This window comes from Kitasatospora sp. NPDC127121 (genome assembly GCF_042677305.1).
GTDB lineage: Bacteria > Actinomycetota > Actinomycetes > Streptomycetales > Streptomycetaceae > Kitasatospora.
Window position 1 is genome coordinate 13,181 of record NZ_JBHXTQ010000024.1, and the last position, 15,621, is coordinate 28,801.

13 protein-coding genes are annotated in these 15,621 nt (G+C 74.3%); 7 read left to right on the forward strand and 6 right to left on the reverse strand.

Annotated elements, in window-relative coordinates:
* Nucleotide 1: 1 nt before the first annotated feature.
* The 5 genes from ACFVHI_RS14710 to ACFVHI_RS14730 form a co-directional block, all read right to left on the reverse strand.
* Nucleotides 2–979, reverse strand: a complete 978-nt coding sequence (locus tag ACFVHI_RS14710; RefSeq protein ID WP_063348538.1) for a LuxR C-terminal-related transcriptional regulator — start codon at nucleotides 977–979, stop codon at nucleotides 2–4.
* Nucleotides 979–1,983: a LuxR C-terminal-related transcriptional regulator gene (locus ACFVHI_RS14715; protein ID WP_063348537.1), complete on the reverse strand. Its 1,005-nt coding sequence runs from the start codon at nucleotides 1,981–1,983 to the stop codon at nucleotides 979–981. Before ACFVHI_RS14715 ends, ACFVHI_RS14710 begins: the two co-directional genes overlap by 1 nt.
* Entirely contained in the window at nucleotides 1,980–2,126 is a 147-nt protein-coding gene (locus tag ACFVHI_RS14720) for a hypothetical protein (protein ID WP_159398471.1), read from the reverse strand. The genes ACFVHI_RS14715 and ACFVHI_RS14720 overlap by 4 nt, the downstream gene beginning before the upstream one ends.
* Entirely contained in the window at nucleotides 2,116–3,105 is a 990-nt protein-coding gene (locus tag ACFVHI_RS14725; protein ID WP_063348536.1) for a LuxR C-terminal-related transcriptional regulator, read from the reverse strand. The genes ACFVHI_RS14720 and ACFVHI_RS14725 overlap by 11 nt, the downstream gene beginning before the upstream one ends.
* Nucleotides 3,106–3,683: 578 nt before the next feature.
* Entirely contained in the window at nucleotides 3,684–4,805 is a 1,122-nt protein-coding gene (locus ACFVHI_RS14730) for a TDT family transporter (RefSeq protein WP_063348535.1), read from the reverse strand.
* Nucleotides 4,806–4,875: 70 nt separating this feature from the next.
* Here ACFVHI_RS14730 and ACFVHI_RS14735 point away from each other — a divergent pair, with 70 nt between their 5' ends.
* The 4 genes from ACFVHI_RS14735 to ACFVHI_RS14750 all read left to right on the forward strand — a co-directional run bounded on the left by ACFVHI_RS14735 (nucleotide 4,876) and on the right by ACFVHI_RS14750 (nucleotide 10,663).
* On the forward strand, nucleotides 4,876–5,826 hold the full coding sequence (locus ACFVHI_RS14735) for a LysR family transcriptional regulator (protein WP_063348534.1): 951 nt from the start codon (nucleotides 4,876–4,878) through the stop codon (nucleotides 5,824–5,826).
* An 80-nt stretch (nucleotides 5,827–5,906) separates the two neighbouring features.
* Complete coding sequence (gene clpB / locus ACFVHI_RS14740) at nucleotides 5,907–8,513, forward strand: ATP-dependent chaperone ClpB (protein ID WP_063348533.1); 2,607 nt, start codon at nucleotides 5,907–5,909, stop codon at nucleotides 8,511–8,513.
* A 312-nt stretch (nucleotides 8,514–8,825) separates the two neighbouring features.
* Nucleotides 8,826–9,383, forward strand: coding sequence for a YbjN domain-containing protein (locus tag ACFVHI_RS14745; protein ID WP_063348532.1), 558 nt, complete (start codon nucleotides 8,826–8,828; stop codon nucleotides 9,381–9,383).
* A gap of 119 nt (nucleotides 9,384–9,502) precedes the next feature.
* On the forward strand, nucleotides 9,503–10,663 hold the full coding sequence (locus tag ACFVHI_RS14750; protein ID WP_063348531.1) for a pyridoxal phosphate-dependent aminotransferase: 1,161 nt from the start codon (nucleotides 9,503–9,505) through the stop codon (nucleotides 10,661–10,663).
* Here the strand turns inward: ACFVHI_RS14750 and ACFVHI_RS14755 are convergent.
* A complete protein-coding gene (locus ACFVHI_RS14755) occupies nucleotides 10,643–11,257 on the reverse strand; it encodes a TetR/AcrR family transcriptional regulator (RefSeq protein WP_063348530.1) in 615 nt (204 codons plus the stop codon). The genes ACFVHI_RS14750 and ACFVHI_RS14755 overlap by 21 nt on opposite strands.
* Nucleotides 11,258–11,348: 91 nt before the next feature.
* On the opposite strand from ACFVHI_RS14755, the gene ACFVHI_RS14760 reads away from it, so the two are divergent.
* The 3 genes from ACFVHI_RS14760 to ACFVHI_RS14770 all read left to right on the forward strand — a co-directional run bounded on the left by ACFVHI_RS14760 (nucleotide 11,349) and on the right by ACFVHI_RS14770 (nucleotide 15,577).
* Entirely contained in the window at nucleotides 11,349–12,764 is a 1,416-nt protein-coding gene (locus tag ACFVHI_RS14760) for an amidase (protein ID WP_380339093.1), read from the forward strand.
* 508 nt (nucleotides 12,765–13,272) lie between these two features.
* Nucleotides 13,273–13,803, forward strand: coding sequence for a DUF2617 family protein (locus tag ACFVHI_RS14765; protein ID WP_063348528.1), 531 nt, complete (start codon nucleotides 13,273–13,275; stop codon nucleotides 13,801–13,803).
* 139 nt (nucleotides 13,804–13,942) lie between these two features.
* The gene (locus ACFVHI_RS14770; protein WP_380339096.1) at nucleotides 13,943–15,577 is read left to right on the forward strand and encodes a polyamine aminopropyltransferase; all 1,635 of its coding nucleotides are present in this window, start codon (nucleotides 13,943–13,945) and stop codon (nucleotides 15,575–15,577) included.
* Nucleotides 15,578–15,621: the final 44 nt, after the last annotated feature.

Below are 15,621 nucleotides of genomic sequence, written 5' to 3' on the forward strand. Positions count from 1 at the left end.
CTCACCCATCGGGCTCCCCCGTCCGGGCTCCCCGCAGCTGCCAGCCCAGCTGGAACAGCGTCTCCGCGTCGTGCAGTTCGCGCAGCCGGGCGATGTGGCCGGCCACCGTCCGCTCGCTGAGACCGAGGCGGCCGGCGATGGCGCGCTGGGTGAGGCCTTGGGCGAGGAGCCGGCCGACCTGCTCGTGGGCCGTCGACTCGGGAGCGGACGCCTGGTCGGGGTTCCAGAGGAGGCGGCCGGAGCGGGCCCAGTCCCGTTCGAACACGGCCAGGAAATGGTCGACGGTCGCCGGATCCTCGATGAAGGTCGCGCTCCGGAGGTCGTCGGCGGACTGGAGCACGGCGATCCGGCGGTCGAAGATGTGCAGGTGGCGGAACGGCTCGGCCAGGACCCGGAAGCGGGCGCCCAGTTCGGTGCCGCGGGCGGTGTGGTCGGCGGTCGCCTGGTCCCGGACGGCGCCGGGTGCGTAGATCACCCGGATCCGGCCGCCCCGGCCGCAGAACCGGCCGATCCGTTCCAGGGCGTCCTCCAACTGGTGGGCGTGGCGGGGCCGGCCGGGCTGGGCGACGAGGATCTCCTGGCGGCAGTCCGCCTCCACCTCGGCGAATCGCCGGATGACCGCGCCGAGGCCCTGGACGTGATGCACCGTACCGGCGCGGTCGGTCGGGCGCGGGGCCGTGTCGTAGGCCTTGGTCAGGTCGTCGAGGGCCTGCGGGAGTTGCGCGGCCTGGACCAGTAGCCGGGTGCCTTCGGCCCGGAGCTCGGCACTGATCCGGTCGCCGACCGTACGCGGGTTGACGGCGGTGCAGACGTCGGATTCGGGCCGGGCGAGCAGCAGCCCGAGCGCGAGCAGGTGTTCCAGGGCCGGCCGGTCGGCGTCGGCCACCTCGGCCCGGTCGATCCAGCCGCCGTGCCGGAGGATGCGCAGGTACAGGTCGTGTGCGGCCTGGTCGGGCCGCCCGGTGCCGCGCCCGTGCATCACGGCACCCGCCGACGGGCGGCGTCGGCCGCCGACCGGAGCTGCCAGCCGAGTTGGAAGAGCGTCTCGGCGTCGTACAGTTCGCGCAGCCGGGCGATGTGGCCGGCCACCGTGCGTTCGCTCAGGCCGAGGCGGGTGGCGATGGCACGCTGGGTGAGGCCCTGGGCGAGGAAACGGCCGACCTGGTCGGGCAGGGAGTCGGCCGGCTCGGGGGCTTCCGGGCCACGGGCCCAGCGGACCCGGGCGGCGCGCTGCCAGTCGCGTTCGAAGGCGTCGGCCATGAAGTCGACCACCACCGGGTCCTCGACGAAGGCCGCGCGGCTGTTGTCGGACGCGGCGGGGATGACGGCCACCTTCCGGTCGTAGATCAGGACCCGCCGGAACGGCTCGCCCAGCACCCGGTACCGGCAGCCGACCTCGGCGGCCGCGGCGGCGAAGGCGGCGGTCGCCGGGTCGGCGGCCGCCGCCGGCTCGTAGATGCCCCGGACGGTGCCGCCGCGCTCGGCGAGTCGCCGCATCCGGTCGAGGGCGTCCGGGAGCCCCTCGACGGGCCGGGCCCCGCCGGGCTGGGCGGCCAGCATCTCCTGCGAGCACTCGGCGTCGAGTTGGGCCAGGCGCAGGCGGATCTGTTCGAAGCCGTGCACGTACGTGACCTCGACGGAGCACTCGGGGTGGCGCGGCGTGACGTCGAAGGCCTGCGCCAACTCGGCGAACTGCTCGGGCGTTTCGTCCGCCCTGGCCAGCAATTCGCCACCCGTGGACCGCAGTTCGGACCCGATTCGGCCGATGACGACACGCGGGTTCACCGCGGCGTAGGCCGCGTCCTCGACCCTCGGGACGACCAGTCCGAGGTCGAGCAACCGCTCCAGGACCGGTTCGTCACCCGGAGGCAGGTCGGCCGCCCGGAGGATGCCGCCGTTGCCGACGACGGCGAGGTACAGCGCCCGAGCGGCGTCGTCGGGCAGCGGAGAGTCGGGCAGGGGGCAGGTCGACGGGTCGGTCATGGGGCTCCCCCCGGAGCTGCCGGCCGAGGTGGAAGAGGGTCGGGGCGGCCGCCGTTGCGGACGGCGGTGAGGTGGAGGGCGGTGAGGTGGACGGCGGTGAGGTGGACGGCGGGCCGCTCGGCGGGGCCGGGTTCATCGGTCATCGCGGGCGCCTCTCATCAGCCAGCCGAGTTGGAAGAGGGTCTGGGCTCCGTGGCGGTCGCGGAGGCGGGAGATGTGGGCGGCGACGGTGCGTTCGCTGAGGCCGAGGCGGGTGGCGACGGCGCGCTGGGTGAGGCCGCGGGCGAGGAGGCGGCCGATCCGGTCGGGGACGGTGCGGGTGGGGCCGAGGGTGGCGGCGGTGTCGGCGGTTTCGGCGCGGGCCCAGTCGCGTTCGAAGGCGCCGACCAGGAAGGTGATGGCGGCCGGATCGGTGATGAAGGCGGCGGTGCTGTTGTCGTCGTTGGCGGAGATCACGGCGACGGCGCGGTCGAAGACGAGCAGCCGCTGGAACGGCTCGTCGAGCACGCGGATGAGGGAGCCGTGCCGGGTGACCTCCTCGACGTAGGCGAGGGCGGGCGGGTCGGCGAGGGCGACGGGCTGGTAGATGGTGCGCAGGGAGCAGCCGCGCTGGAGCAGGTGGACGTCCTGGAGGAGGGCGACCTGCAGGGTGCCGGCGGGGCGGTGGCCGGGTTGGGCGGCGAGGACTTCGGAGCGGCAGTCGGAGGCGAGCTGGGAGATCCGCTGGCGGATGTGGACGTGGCCCTCGACGTGGACGGCGCCGCCGGCCCGGCCGGAGGGCCGGGGCATCGCGTCGTAGGCGCGGGTGAGGCCGTCGAGGGCGCCGGGGAGGTTCTCGGCGCGGACCAGCAGCCTGGTCGCCTCGCTGCGGAGTTCGGCGCCCAGGCGGTCGGTGACGGAGCGTGGGCTGATGGCGGTGTAGCAGTGGTCCATCGGGTTGGCGATGAGCAGGCCGAGGTCGACGAGCTGCTGGAGCGCGGCCTGGTCGGCGTCCGGGGTGTCGGCGAACGGGATGCGTCCGCCCCGGGCGAGGATCGCCAGGTAGAACTGCCGGGCGGCCTCGTCGGGCTCCTCGCCCGGGGGCTGTCCGTGCTGCGGCGCGACCGCCGGTTCCACCGTCACGTCGCACACTCCCTGCCGGACGCTTCTCCCTCGTTGCCGCCGTCGCGCCGTCCGGCGCGGGGCTCGGCGGTCACGGTACCGGGCTGACGGCGGCCTCCGGGGTCCGGGTGCCGTCGCACTCCGGGGGGCCCGGGGGCCACCGTCGCTACGCCCATGCCCAGGCGCTTCCGTCGAGGCGGAGCAGCAACGCCTCGACGGCTCCGGTTCCGGGGGCCATCACCACACATGGCGCCCCGACCGGCGCTCTTCCCCCCCGTTTCACGCGTGCGGGACGTTGCACCCGTGGTCAGTTTCGAAGAGCAAGTCGCCACCATCGGGCTGCGGTGCCCGGTCGGCCTGGCGTGACTCCACCCTCACAGTGTGACGGCCGGTGAACAAGTGTCGCCCGAGTGCAGGTTCGCGCAATTGCAGCTATCTGCACGGCGGGTGGGGCGGGCGGGGTCGAGCGGCGGGACGGGTTCCGGTAAAGGCCGAGGCCAGCGGGGCTCGCGGGGGGCACCCGCCCGTACGGTCGGTCGGCCGCGCGCGGTCGGGCAGCGGGTGCGGGTTCCTGCAACGGCGGCGTGCGGCGGGAATCGTCAGGCACGCGCCAGCAGCCGTCCGCGGGCGAGCCCGGCGGCGGTCCCGCCGGCGGCGAGCACCCAGGCGGTGGCCAGCAGCAGGTAGAGCCCGGTGGCGATCGCGGTGAAGCCGCCGAACCCGGTGTGCCGGGCGAGCGCGGAGGCGCCGGTGACGCAGGTGCCGATCGGGAAGGTGTACGCCCACCAGGTCATCGCGAACGGCATGCCGGCCCGGCGGGCGCGCAGGTTGGCGGTGAGCGCGACGGCCAGCCAGAGCATCGCGACGCCGAGCACCGCGACGCCGTACAGCTCGGCGAAGGGGAGCATGGCGGGGGCCAGCGCGGGCAGCACCGGGCGGGCGGCGTCGGCGAGTTGGTGGACGGCGGTGACGGACTGGCCGAGCGGGCCGAGCACCAGGAACAGCGAGGGGGTGAGCACCAGGGTGGGCAGCTTGCTGTGGAACAGCCCGGTGAAGACCACGGGCAGCAGCACCAGGGTGGCCAGCAGGCCGATCCCGAAGAGGGCCCAGCAGGCGTACAGCATGGTCTGCTGCGCCAGCCCGGCCGGCAGGTGCGGGATGAGGGCCGGGCCGGTGGCGGAGGCGACCAGCGGGGCGACCACCGGCAGCAGCCAGGTCGGGTTGGCCTCCAGGGCGGAGACCGGGTGCCGGGTGATCATCAGGTACGGGATGCCGCCGGCGACGGCCAGCGCGTACAGGGTGCCGACGCCCCACAGCACGGCGTCGACGGCGACCGCGGGGCCGGTGCCGATCACCCGGGAGCCGAGCAGCAGGGTGCCGAGGCCGACCGAGAGCAGGGCCATCGGCGGGCAGCCGTAGAAGACGGCGGTGGCCGGGTTGTCCAGCAGCTGGGTGCGGGCGGCCTCGCGGTGCCGGGTGAGGTGGACCAGCCGGGCCGCGCCCAGCACCAGCAGGGCGGCGAGTCCGAGCGCCCACATCACCTCGCCGAAGCCGATCAGCCCGGGCAGCCGCAGCGGCAGGACGGCCGCGCCGTTGCCCAGGATCGCGGTGCCCATGACGGCGGCGTACCAGTTGGGGCCGAGCTGGGCGAGGTCGAGGCGGGCACGCAGCGAGGAACGGGAGGGGCGGGTGAGCGGGCGGGCATCGGCCAAGGTGGACATGGTTCCACCGTGCCGCCCCGGGCCGGGCTCCGGTAGCGCCGCGGGCTCTATGAGGACATAGCCTGGACCTATGGCCCTCTCCCCCCGCGTCCCCGAGCTCGGCGCCCTGGAACTGCTGCTCGCGGTGGCCCGGCTGGGCAGCGTCGGGCGGGCCGCGGCCGAACTGGGCGTGAGCCAGCCGACCGCCAGCGCCCGGATCAAGGGCATGGAGCGGCAGATCGGCGTCCCGCTGCTGGAGCGCTCCCCCCGGGGCAGTCGGCCGACCGCGGCGGGGCGGCTGGTGGTCGAGTGGGCCGGGCACGTGGTGGAGGCGGCGCAGGCGCTGGACGCCGGGATCGACGCGCTGCGCGAGCGGCGGGACGCCAAGCTGCGGGTGGTGGCCAGCCTGACCGTCGCCGAGTACCTGATGCCGGGCTGGCTGCTGGCCCTGGCCGAGGCCAGTCCGGGCACGGCGGTGACGCTGCGGACGGCGAACTCGGCGGAGGTCGCCGGGCACGTGCTGGCCGGGGACGCCGACCTCGGCTTCGTCGAGGGCCCGTCCACCCCGCCCGGGCTGGCCGGCGCCGTGGTGGCGGCGGACCGGCTGGTGGTCGTGGTGGCGCCCGGCCACCCGTGGGCGTGCCGCCGGACGCCGCTGACCGGGCCGGAGCTGGCCGCCACCCCGCTGGTGCTGCGCGAATCGGGCTCGGGCACCCGGGAGGTGCTGGAGATGGCGCTGGCGCCGTACGGGGGCGCGGTGCGGCCCCGGCTGGAGCTGGCCTCGTCCACCGCGCTGAAGGCGGCGGCGATGACCGGGGCCGGGCCGGTCTGCCTGAGCGAGCTGGCGGTGATGGAGGAGTTGGCCGTCCGGCGGCTGGTGGCCGTCCCGCTGGCCGAGGGGCTGGACCTGCGGCGGCCGCTGCGCGCGGTGTGGCCGGCCGGGCAGCGGCCGAGCGGGCCGGCCCGGGAGCTGCTGGGGCTGACCCGCCAGGTGCCCCGCGCGCAGCGGGTGGAACGCACGGAACGCGCGGAACGGGCGTAAAAACTTGAGCGGAATAGACTCAACTTAGTGCATGCTGTAAGTAGCAGCATTGAAGGACGACGAGGGAGGACCCCCCAGCAGTGGACGCCAGCAAGTTCACCACCAAGACGCAGGACGCCCTGTCCGCCGCGATCCGGCAGGCGGGCGCGGCCGGGAACCCGGACGTCAAGCCGGTGCACATCCTGATCGCCCTGCTGGAGCAGCCCGAGGGCATCGCCCGGCCGCTGCTGGAGGCCGTCGGGGCGGACGTCACCCGGATCGACGCCGAGGCCCGCCGCCAGCTGACCGCCCTGCCCAGCGCGATGGGCTCGACGGTCGCCGCGCCGCAGCTCGCCCGGGACACCCTCGCGGTGCTCACCGAGGCCGGCAAGCGCGCCGACGACCTGGACGACCAGTACGTCTCCACCGAGCACCTGATGGTCGGCCTGGCCGCCGAGGGCGGGCCGGTCGCCGAACTGCTGGCGCAGCAGGGCGCGACGGCGAAGGGCCTGCTCGCCGCGTTCAAGGACGTGCGCGGCAGCGGCCGGGTCACCTCTCCGGACCCTGAGGGCACCTACAAGGCACTGGAGAAGTACGGCACCGACCTGACCCAGGCCGCCCGGGACGGCAAGCTCGACCCGGTGATCGGCCGGGACCAGGAGATCCGCCGGGTCGTCCAGGTGCTCTCCCGCCGGACCAAGAACAACCCGGTGCTGATCGGCGAGCCGGGCGTCGGCAAGACCGCGGTGGTCGAGGGCCTGGCCCAGCGCATCGTCGCCGGCGACGTGCCGGAGTCGCTGCGCGGCAAGCGGCTGGTCTCGCTGGACCTCAGCGCGATGGTCGCGGGCGCCAAGTACCGCGGCGAGTTCGAGGAGCGGCTGAAGGCCGTCCTGAACGACATCAAGCAGAGCGACGGCCAGGTCGTCACCTTCATCGACGAGCTGCACACCATGGTCGGCGCGGGCGCCGGCGGCGACTCCGCGATGGACGCCGGCAACATGCTCAAGCCGATGCTGGCCCGCGGCGAGCTGCGGATGGTCGGCGCCACCACGCTGGACGAGTACCGCGAGCGGATCGAGAAGGACCCGGCCCTGGAGCGCCGCTTCCAGCAGGTGCTGGTCGGCGAGCCCAGCGTGGAGGACTCGATCGCCATCCTGCGCGGTCTCAAGGGCCGCTACGAGGCACACCACAAGGTGCAGATCGCGGACGCCGCGCTGGTCGCCGCGGCCACCCTGTCCAACCGCTACATCACCTCCCGCTTCCTGCCCGACAAGGCGATCGACCTGGTCGACGAGGCGGCCTCCCGGCTGCGGATGGAGATCGACTCCTCCCCGGTCGAGATCGACGAACTCCAGCGCTCCGTCGACCGGTTGAGGATGGAGGAGCTGGCCCTGGAGAAGGAGTCGGACGCCGCCTCGATCGACCGGCTGGCCCGGCTGCGGCGCGATCTCGCCGACAAGAACGAGCAGTTGAGCGCCCTGACCGCGCGCTGGGAGCAGGAGAAGAAGAGCCTCAACCGGGTCGGCGAGCTCAAGGAGCGGCTGGACGACCTGCACGGCGCGCTCGAACGGGCCCAGCGCGACGGGGACTTCGAGCGGGCGTCGAAGCTGATGTACGCGGAGATCCCGGCCGCCGAGACGGAGCTCACCGAAGCCCAGGAGCGGGCGGCGGACCAGGACGCCTCCGCCTCGATGGTGAAGGAGGAGGTCGGCCCGGACGACGTGGCCGACGTGGTCGCCTCCTGGACGGGCATCCCGGCCGGCCGCCTGCTGGAGGGCGAGAGCGCCAAACTCCTGCGCATGGAGGAGGAGTTGGGCGAGCGCCTGATCGGCCAGGCGGAGGCCGTGCGAGCGGTCTCGGACGCGGTGCGCCGCACCCGTTCCGGCATCGCCGACCCGGACCGCCCGACCGGCTCGTTCCTCTTCCTCGGCCCGACCGGCGTCGGCAAGACCGAACTCGCCAAGGCCCTGGCCGACTTCCTCTTCGACGACGAGCGGGCCATGGTCCGGATCGACATGAGCGAGTACGGCGAGAAGCACTCCGTCTCCCGCCTGGTCGGCGCCCCGCCCGGGTACATCGGCTACGAGGAGGGCGGCCAGCTCACCGAGGCGGTGCGCCGCCGCCCGTACAGCGTGGTGCTGCTGGACGAGGTGGAGAAGGCCCACCCGGAGGTCTTCGACGTCCTGCTCCAGGTGCTGGACGACGGCCGGCTCACCGACGGCCAGGGCCGCACGGTGGACTTCCGCAACGCGATCCTGATCCTCACCTCCAACCTGGGCAGTCAGTACCTGGTCGACCCGGCCACCCCGGAGGACCGGAAGAAGGCCCTGGTGCTGGACTCCGTCCGGGCCGCGTTCAAGCCCGAGTTCCTCAACCGGCTGGACGACATCGTGGTCTTCGACCCGCTGGGCACCGCCGAGCTGAGCCGGATCGTCGACCTCCAGGTGGCCCGCCTCGGCGACCGGCTGCGCGAGCGGCGGCTCACCCTGGACGTCTCCGAGGCCGCCCGCGACTGGCTGGCCCTCACCGGCTACGACCCGGCGTACGGCGCCCGCCCGCTGCGCCGGCTGGTCCAGTCCGCGATCGGCGACCAGTTGGCCCGGGCCATCCTGTCCGGCCAGGTGCACGACGGGGACACCGTCCTGGTCGAGCGGGACGAGGAGGGCGACCGCCTCACCGTCCGCAGCCGCGGACTGCTGGAGAAGTAGCACCACCAGACCGGGCCGCCCGCACTGTCATGCGGGCGGCCCGGTCAACACCCTTGCGGCACAGCACAGTTGACGACCCACTCGGCCGCGGTCGCACCCCGCCGCGCCCCGCCGGCGCCCCGGCCACGGCACCCTTCCAGCCGGACACGCTCCGTCACCATCACCGCTTGCGGCGGGCGTCGGAGCGCCCCGGACGAAGATCGACGCGTGGCCGGGTGCCCCTGTGAGGCAGGCCCCGGATGAGGCAGGATGGGAAGTGGAAAGGGCGGCCTCTCATTGCCGGCCACCACGTGCACTGAGGAAGAGGACCCCATGAGCATCGACCCGTCGTCCATCCCGTCGTTCGGCGCGCCCCAGGGCGGCGGCCAGCCCGGCGACCAGGGGCGGCCGGCCGGCCCGCCGCCGATCATCGTCCCGGACCAGGGCCTGGTGACCCAGCTGCTGGACCAGATGCAGCTCAAGCACGTCGTGGACGAGGAGGGCGACCTCACCGCCCCCTGGGAGGGCTTCCGCGTCTACTACATGTTCCGCGGCGAGCAGAAGGAGCTCTTCGCGGTGCGCGCCTTCTACGACCGCGCGTACCCGCTGGAGAAGAAGGGCGAGATCCTCGACCTCATCGACGAGTGGAACCGCGAGACCCTCTGGCCCAAGGTCTACACCCACACCCACGAGGACGGCGTGGTCCGCCTGATCGGCGAGGCCCAGATGATCGTCGGCACCGGCGTCAACCTGGACTACTTCGTCACCACCACCGCCAACTGGACCCAGGCCGCCGTCGGCTTCGAGCAGTGGATCGTCGAGCGCCTCGGCCTGCAGAACGAGATCGAGGGCGAGGACGGCGAGACCCCCGAGGGCACCAACGAGGCGTGACCCTGCCCGCCCCGCGAGCGCACGGCCCGACCACTTGGCCCCAGGTGGTCGGGCCGTCCTTGTCCCCGGCCCCCGGCTGACCCAGGATGGGGCCGACGACGACGCGTGAGGAGCCACCGATGGGCAACAGGCCGCTGCTGAACCGCCGACTGGCCGGTATGGGGACGACCATCTTCGCCGAGATGTCGGCCCTGGCCACGGCCACCGGCTCGATCAACCTCGGCCAGGGCTTCCCCGACACCGACGGCCCGGCTTCGGTGGCCCGGGCCGCTGCCGACGCCGTGCTGAACGGCCGCGGCAACCAGTACCCGCCCGGCCCCGGCATCCCCGAGCTGCGCGCCGCGATCGCCGAGCACCAGCAGCGCTTCCACGGCCTCTCCTACGACCCGGACACCGAGGTGCTGGTCACCGCCGGCGCCACCGAGGCCATCGCCGCCACCCTGCTCGCCCTGCTGGAGCCCGGTGACGAGGTGATCGCCCTCGAACCCTTCTACGACTCCTACGCCGCCTGCATCGCCATGGCCGGCGCCACCCGCCGCCCGCTCACCCTGCGCGCCCCGGACTTCCGCCCCGACCTGGACGAACTGCGCACCCTGATCACCCCGCGCACCCGCCTGCTGCTGATCAACACCCCGCACAACCCGACCGGCACCGTGCTCACCGCCGACGAGCTGGCCGCCATCGCCGCCCTCGCCGTCGAACACGACCTGCTGGTCGTCACCGACGAGGTCTACGAGCACCTCGTCTTCGGCGCCACCCACCACCCGATCGCCGCCCTGCCCGGCATGCGCGAGCGCACCGTCTCCATCTCCTCCGCCGGCAAGACCTTCTCCTTCACCGGCTGGAAGGTCGGCTGGGTCACCGCGAACCCGGCCCTGGTCACGGCCGTCCGCACGGCCAAGCAGTACCTCACCTACGTCAGCGCCGGCCCCTTCCAGTACGCCGTCGCCGAGGCGCTGCGGCTGCCCGACAGCTACTTCGACGGCTTCCGCGCCGACCTGCTCCGCAAGCGCGACCTGCTGGTCGACGGGCTCACCGCGGCCGGCTTCCGGGTGTTCACCCCCGAGGGCACGTACTTCATCACCACCGACATCACCCCGCTCGGCGAGAAGGACGGCATCGAGTTCTGCCGCGCCCTGCCGGAGCGCTGCGGCGTCGTCGCCATCCCGAACGCCGTCTTCTACGACAACACCGAGGCCGGCCGAAGCCTGGTCCGCTTCACCTTCTGCAAGCAGGACTCCGTGCTGGAGGAAGCGGTGTCACGGCTCCAGCGCCTCTGAGCCGTCGCCCGGCCGCCGCCCGAGGCCGGACAGGTGGGCGTTCAGGATCGCCCGGGCCTCGGGTGCGGTGAGGCGGCCGACGAGGACGTGCGTGGTGAGCCCGTCGGCAAGGGCCAGCAACGTCTTCGCCTCCCGGGCGGCGTCCGGCCCGGCCGCCGGCGAGGCCTCGGCGATCAGCCGGGCGAACAGGCCCTCCAGGGCGGCGTAGTCGGCGTTCAGCGGGCCCGCCAGCCGCTCGTCGACGGCGGCCTGTGCGACGAAGGCCAGCCAGACCCGCGCCTGGGAGCGCTGTCCGTCGCCGAGCAGCGCCACCTCGGCGGCCGCGTGTGCCAGGGCGGCGGCGGGCGAGGGCGCCGGGTCGTCGGCGGGGTACGCCTGGACCCGGGCGGTGATCTGCTCGCCGACGTGGCCGAGGGCGAAGCGGAGCATCTCGTCCTTGGTGCGGAAGCAGCGCTGGACGGCGCCGGTCGACACCTGCGCGCGGTCGGCCACGTCGCGCAGGGTCACCCCTTCCAGGCCGCGTTCGTCGGCGAGCCGGCAGACGGCCTCGGCGATCCGTCGGCGTCGGCCGTCGTGGTCCACCTGTCTGGGCACGGGCGCCCCTCCGATTTATTCGATGCACTCGTATCGGTTCCCAGGCTACGGTACCGATACGAGCGCATCGGAACGAGGAGGGGAGTACGTCATGCAGGACGCCCTGTGGCGACTGACGGCCACCGCGCAGGCGGCGGCGGTACGCGGCAAGGAGGTCTCGGCCGTCGAACTGCTCGACAGCCACCTGGAGCGGATCAGCGCGGTGAACCCGCAGGTGAACGCCGTCACCCAGGTCCTGGCGGAGCGCGCCCGGGCACAGGCCCAGGAGCTCGACCGGCGCCTGGCCGCGGGCGAGGACCCCGGCCCGCTGGCGGGCGTGCCGTTCACCGTGAAGGAGACCACCGCCATCGAGGGCGTGGCCACCACCTTCGGGGTGCCGCGCTTCCGCGACCTGGTGGCGCGGGCCGACGCTCCCCCGGTCGCCCGGCTGCGCGCGGCCGGGGCCGTACCGATCGGGCACAGCAACATGCCCACCATGATCCTGGCCGGGATGCACACCCGCAGCGAGCTCTACGGCGACACCGCCAACCCGTGGGACCGCGGCCGCACCCCGGGCGGGAGCAGCGGCGGCGACGGCGCGGCCGTCGCGACCGGCCTGGCCGCGCTCGGGCTCGGCAACGACTCCGGCGCGTCCATCCGCGTCCCGGCCTCGTTCTGCGGGGTCGCCGGGCTGAACCCGTCCAGCGGCCGGTTCCCCGCCGACCACCGCGCGTTCGGGCCGCAGGACCCGGGGCCGGCCTCCCAGTGGCTGGTCTCCGACGGCCCGCTCGCCCGGAGCGTCGCCGACCTGCGGCTGGCCTACGAGGTGCTGGCCGGCCCCGATCCGCGCGACCCTCGCGCCCTGCCCGTGCCGCGCTACGGCGAGCCGCTGCCCGGGCCGGTGACGGTCGCGGTGGTGGCCGATCCGGGCGGCCACGGCGTCCACCCGACCGTCCGGGCCGCGGTCGACCGCGCGGCGGCGGCGCTGCGGGACGCCGGGTACGACGTGCGCGAGGTGGCGGACGTCCCGCGGCTCGACGAGGCCCTGGAGGTGTGCGACCGGATCACCATGACCGAGTTCGCGCCCAAGTGGCCCGCCGTACGCTCCCTGCTCGGCCCGGGCGGCGACCGCTACATCGAGCTGACGATGGCCCGCACCCCGCCCGCGACGGCCGCCGAACTCATGGAGCTGATGGGGAGCTGGCTGGGCATCCGCCGCTCCTGGGCCGAATTCCTGGACGAGTACCCGCTGCTGCTCGGACCGGTGTTCACCGAACCGCCGGTCGAGCCGGGCATCGAGTCCCGGGACGCGGCCGGGTGGGAGCTGGTCCGCACGGCGATGCGGCTGTGCAAGGTGACCAGCTTCGCGGGGCTGCCCGCGGTGGCGGTGCCCACCGGCCTGGCCGACGGACTGCCGACCGGGGTGCAGCTCGTCGGGCGGGCGTTCCGGGAGGACCTCTGCCTGGAGGCGGCGCAGGCGGTCGAGGACCGGCTCGGGGTCCTCGCGCCGATCGACCCCCGGCCGTGAATCGACCCCGGCCGCGAGGGGAGCAATGATGGCCCGGCGAGTGGGCCCAGTTCTTCTCAACTCGCCTGACAGTCATGGTTGGTTGACGTCTGGTTGACGATTGAATGATGCCTGTGAGGCAATTCCCTCAACCTCGGCGGAACGCTCCGACCGCCCTGCCCGCCCGGTGCGTGCAGGGCGGTGGCGCACGAGGCGCGTGCCCGGCGCACTACCAGCGTGCACGGCGCACGACCCGGCCATAGGGGCGCGCGCTGTGCAGAGTCGCACACCGGGTCGATCAGAGCCGGGAAGCAGGTGTGCTCGAAACGGTGAATGCTTGACAAAGTTGGGTAAATCACCGGCGGACCCGGCGTATTCATGCTTCTCTGCTGCTGAATCTCCAGCCGGAATCCCTCCTTCCACGGTCGGCCGCGCCCAGGGCCGCACAGCCACGAACAGCCTCGCCATCGCCTAGGCCTACTCGGTGCTGCTCGGCGGGCGCGCACGGAGCTGAAACGCGGAGCCGAGCATGCTCACCACACTGCAGACCTCCTACACGGACACCCGCGCCGGTGACCTGGCCTGGTGCCTGGGCGGCGACCCGCTGCCCGCTCTCGCGGTCCGCGACCTGAGACTCGACGGAGGCGGCCACCCCGCCACGGCCGGCACCCTCCAGCTGCGACTGCTGGGCGCTTCGCACCAGGTGGTGATCGCCGCCGGCCCCGGCGAGTGCCTGGAGACCGTCGCCTGCCTGCCCGGCCGCCGCACCCCGCTGCCGGCCCGGGTGGCCAAGCAGGTCGGCGGCTGGGAGTACGAGTTCGCGGCCCGGATCGAGGCGCTGCCCCCGCACGACTTCGCGGCCCGCGCCCAGGAACTGCTGGCCCTGGTCGAGGGCCACCCGCGCGGCCTGGCCGGGGTGTTCCCGGGCGACCCGAGCGCCTTCACCGCGCTGGTCACCCAGGGCGGCGCCGACCGGCTGCTCTGGCGGACCTGGCACGCCTACCCGCAGGAGGGCCGGCTGGTCTGCACCCGCTCCTCGCTGGTGGTGTCCGGGGCATGACCGCCGGCCGCCCGACCAGGGTCACGGATCCCTCCATGGCCCATGAATCGCACGCAGGAACGATTCGTCAATCCGGCGTCCCGCACTGTCCGTCGAATGGGCGCAGCTATCCGTCCCGAACGTCCCCTAGCGTTTGTTCGTGATCAACCATCCGGCCGGTCCACCCGCCCGCTCGCGAGTGGACCTCGACGACGGCGCCCCACCCCGGCCCGGGCGGAGCCTCGCCCCCCTGCCCGCCCGCCGTCGGTCCCGGCTGCGCTCCCACCCCCGACTGGCCCGCCTCACCGTCCTGCTCGCCGCGTTCGTCTGTGCGGCCTGCGGACTCGTCTACGAACTCGAACTCGTGGCGCTCGGCGACTACCTGATCGGGGACGCGGTCACCCAAACCTCTGTCGTGCTCTCCGTCATGGTGTTCGCGATGGGCCTCGGCTCGCTCCTCGCCAAACGCCTCACCCGGCAGCCCGCCACCGCCTTCGCCCTGGTCGAATGCGCCCTCGCGCTCACCGGCGGCCTCTCCGTCCTCGCGCTCTACTCCTGCTGGGCCTGGATCGGCCGCTACCAGGCCGCCATGGTCGGCCTCACCTGCCTCATCGGCATCCTCATCGGCGCCGAGATCCCGCTCCTGATGACCCTCATCCAGCGGATCCGGCGCGAGGACGCCGGCCGCGCCGCCGCCGACCTCTTCGCCGCCGACTACGTGGGCGCGCTGATCGGCGGCCTCGCCTTCCCCTTCCTCATCCTCCCCGGCCTCGGGCCCGGCGACGGCGCCCTCGTCACCGGCGCCGTCAACGCCGTCGCCGGAGCCGCCGTCGTGCTCTGGCTCTTCCGCGAGGAACCCGCCCCCCGGATACGGCTCCTGCTCTGGGGCGGCTGCGCGCTCGTCCTCGCCCTGCTCGCCGCGGCCGCCGCCGGCTCCGGCGCCATCGAACGCGCCGCCCGGCACGCCCTCTACGGCGCCCAGGTCCGCTTCGCCGCCCGCAGCCACTCCCAGGAGATCGTGCTCACCGGCCCCGCCGAAGGCCCGCTCCGGCTCTACCTGAACGGCCGTCTCACCGTCTGCGGACCCGACGAGTACCGCGGCAACGAAGCCCTGGTCCACCCGGCGATGGCCGCCGGCCCGGACGCCCGCGTCCTGCTCCTCGGCGGCGGCGACGGCCTCGCCCTGCGCGAGGTGCTCCGGCACCGCGGCGTCCGCTCCGTCCGGCTCGTCGACGCCGACCCCGCACTCCCCCGGCTCGCCCGCACCGACCCCGGGCTCGCCGCCCTCACCGACCACTCCCTCGACGACCCCCGCGTCCACGCCACCGCCGCCGACCCGATGGCCTGGCTGCGCGGCGCCACGACCGGCGGACCGTACGACGTGGTGCTCGCCGACCTGCCCGCGCCCGCCGACGGCGGACCGGTCACCTTCCACTCCCAGGAGTTCTACGGCCTCGCCACCCGGCTGCTCTCCCCCGGCGGCCGCGTCGCCGTCCGGGCCGGCGGCGACCCGGGCGGCCTCTGGCCGATCGAGTCCGGCCTGCGCACGGCAGGGCTGCAGACCGTCCCGTACGCCGTCCAGGGCAGCGCCACCGCGAGCTGCCGCCCCGACCCGCCGGGCGCCGCCCAGACCTTCCTCCTCGCGGCCGCCGCCCGGCCCCCGCTCACCCTCGCCCCCGACGCCCCACCGCCCCGCGCCCTCACCCCCGACGCCCTCCGCGGCTCCGCCACCCGCCTCGCCGCCCTCCGCCCCGCCCACCCCCCGGCCGCCCTCACCCTGCTCGGCCCCCGCTGAGCCGGGGGCGCGGGGCGGGACGCCGGTGGTCCCGGGGAAGTCGG

Bases quoted from the DNA above. Each gene is read 5' to 3' on its own strand.
- ACFVHI_RS14750 (WP_063348531.1), top strand. From the start codon at position 9,503: ATGGGCAACAGGCCGCTGCTGAACCGCCGACTGGCCGGTATGGGGACG.
- ACFVHI_RS14710 (WP_063348538.1), bottom strand. From the start codon at position 979: ATGCACGGGCGCGGCACCGGGCGGCCCGACCAGGCCGCACACGACCTG.
- ACFVHI_RS14765 (WP_063348528.1), top strand. From the start codon at position 13,273: ATGCTCACCACACTGCAGACCTCCTACACGGACACCCGCGCCGGTGAC.
- ACFVHI_RS14730 (WP_063348535.1), bottom strand. From the start codon at position 4,805: ATGTCCACCTTGGCCGATGCCCGCCCGCTCACCCGCCCCTCCCGTTCC.
- ACFVHI_RS14720 (WP_159398471.1), bottom strand. From the start codon at position 2,126: ATGACCGATGAACCCGGCCCCGCCGAGCGGCCCGCCGTCCACCTCACC.
- ACFVHI_RS14745 (WP_063348532.1), top strand. From the start codon at position 8,826: ATGAGCATCGACCCGTCGTCCATCCCGTCGTTCGGCGCGCCCCAGGGC.
- ACFVHI_RS14735 (WP_063348534.1), top strand. From the start codon at position 4,876: ATGGCCCTCTCCCCCCGCGTCCCCGAGCTCGGCGCCCTGGAACTGCTG.
- ACFVHI_RS14715 (WP_063348537.1), bottom strand. From the start codon at position 1,983: ATGACCGACCCGTCGACCTGCCCCCTGCCCGACTCTCCGCTGCCCGAC.
- ACFVHI_RS14760 (WP_380339093.1), top strand. From the start codon at position 11,349: ATGCAGGACGCCCTGTGGCGACTGACGGCCACCGCGCAGGCGGCGGCG.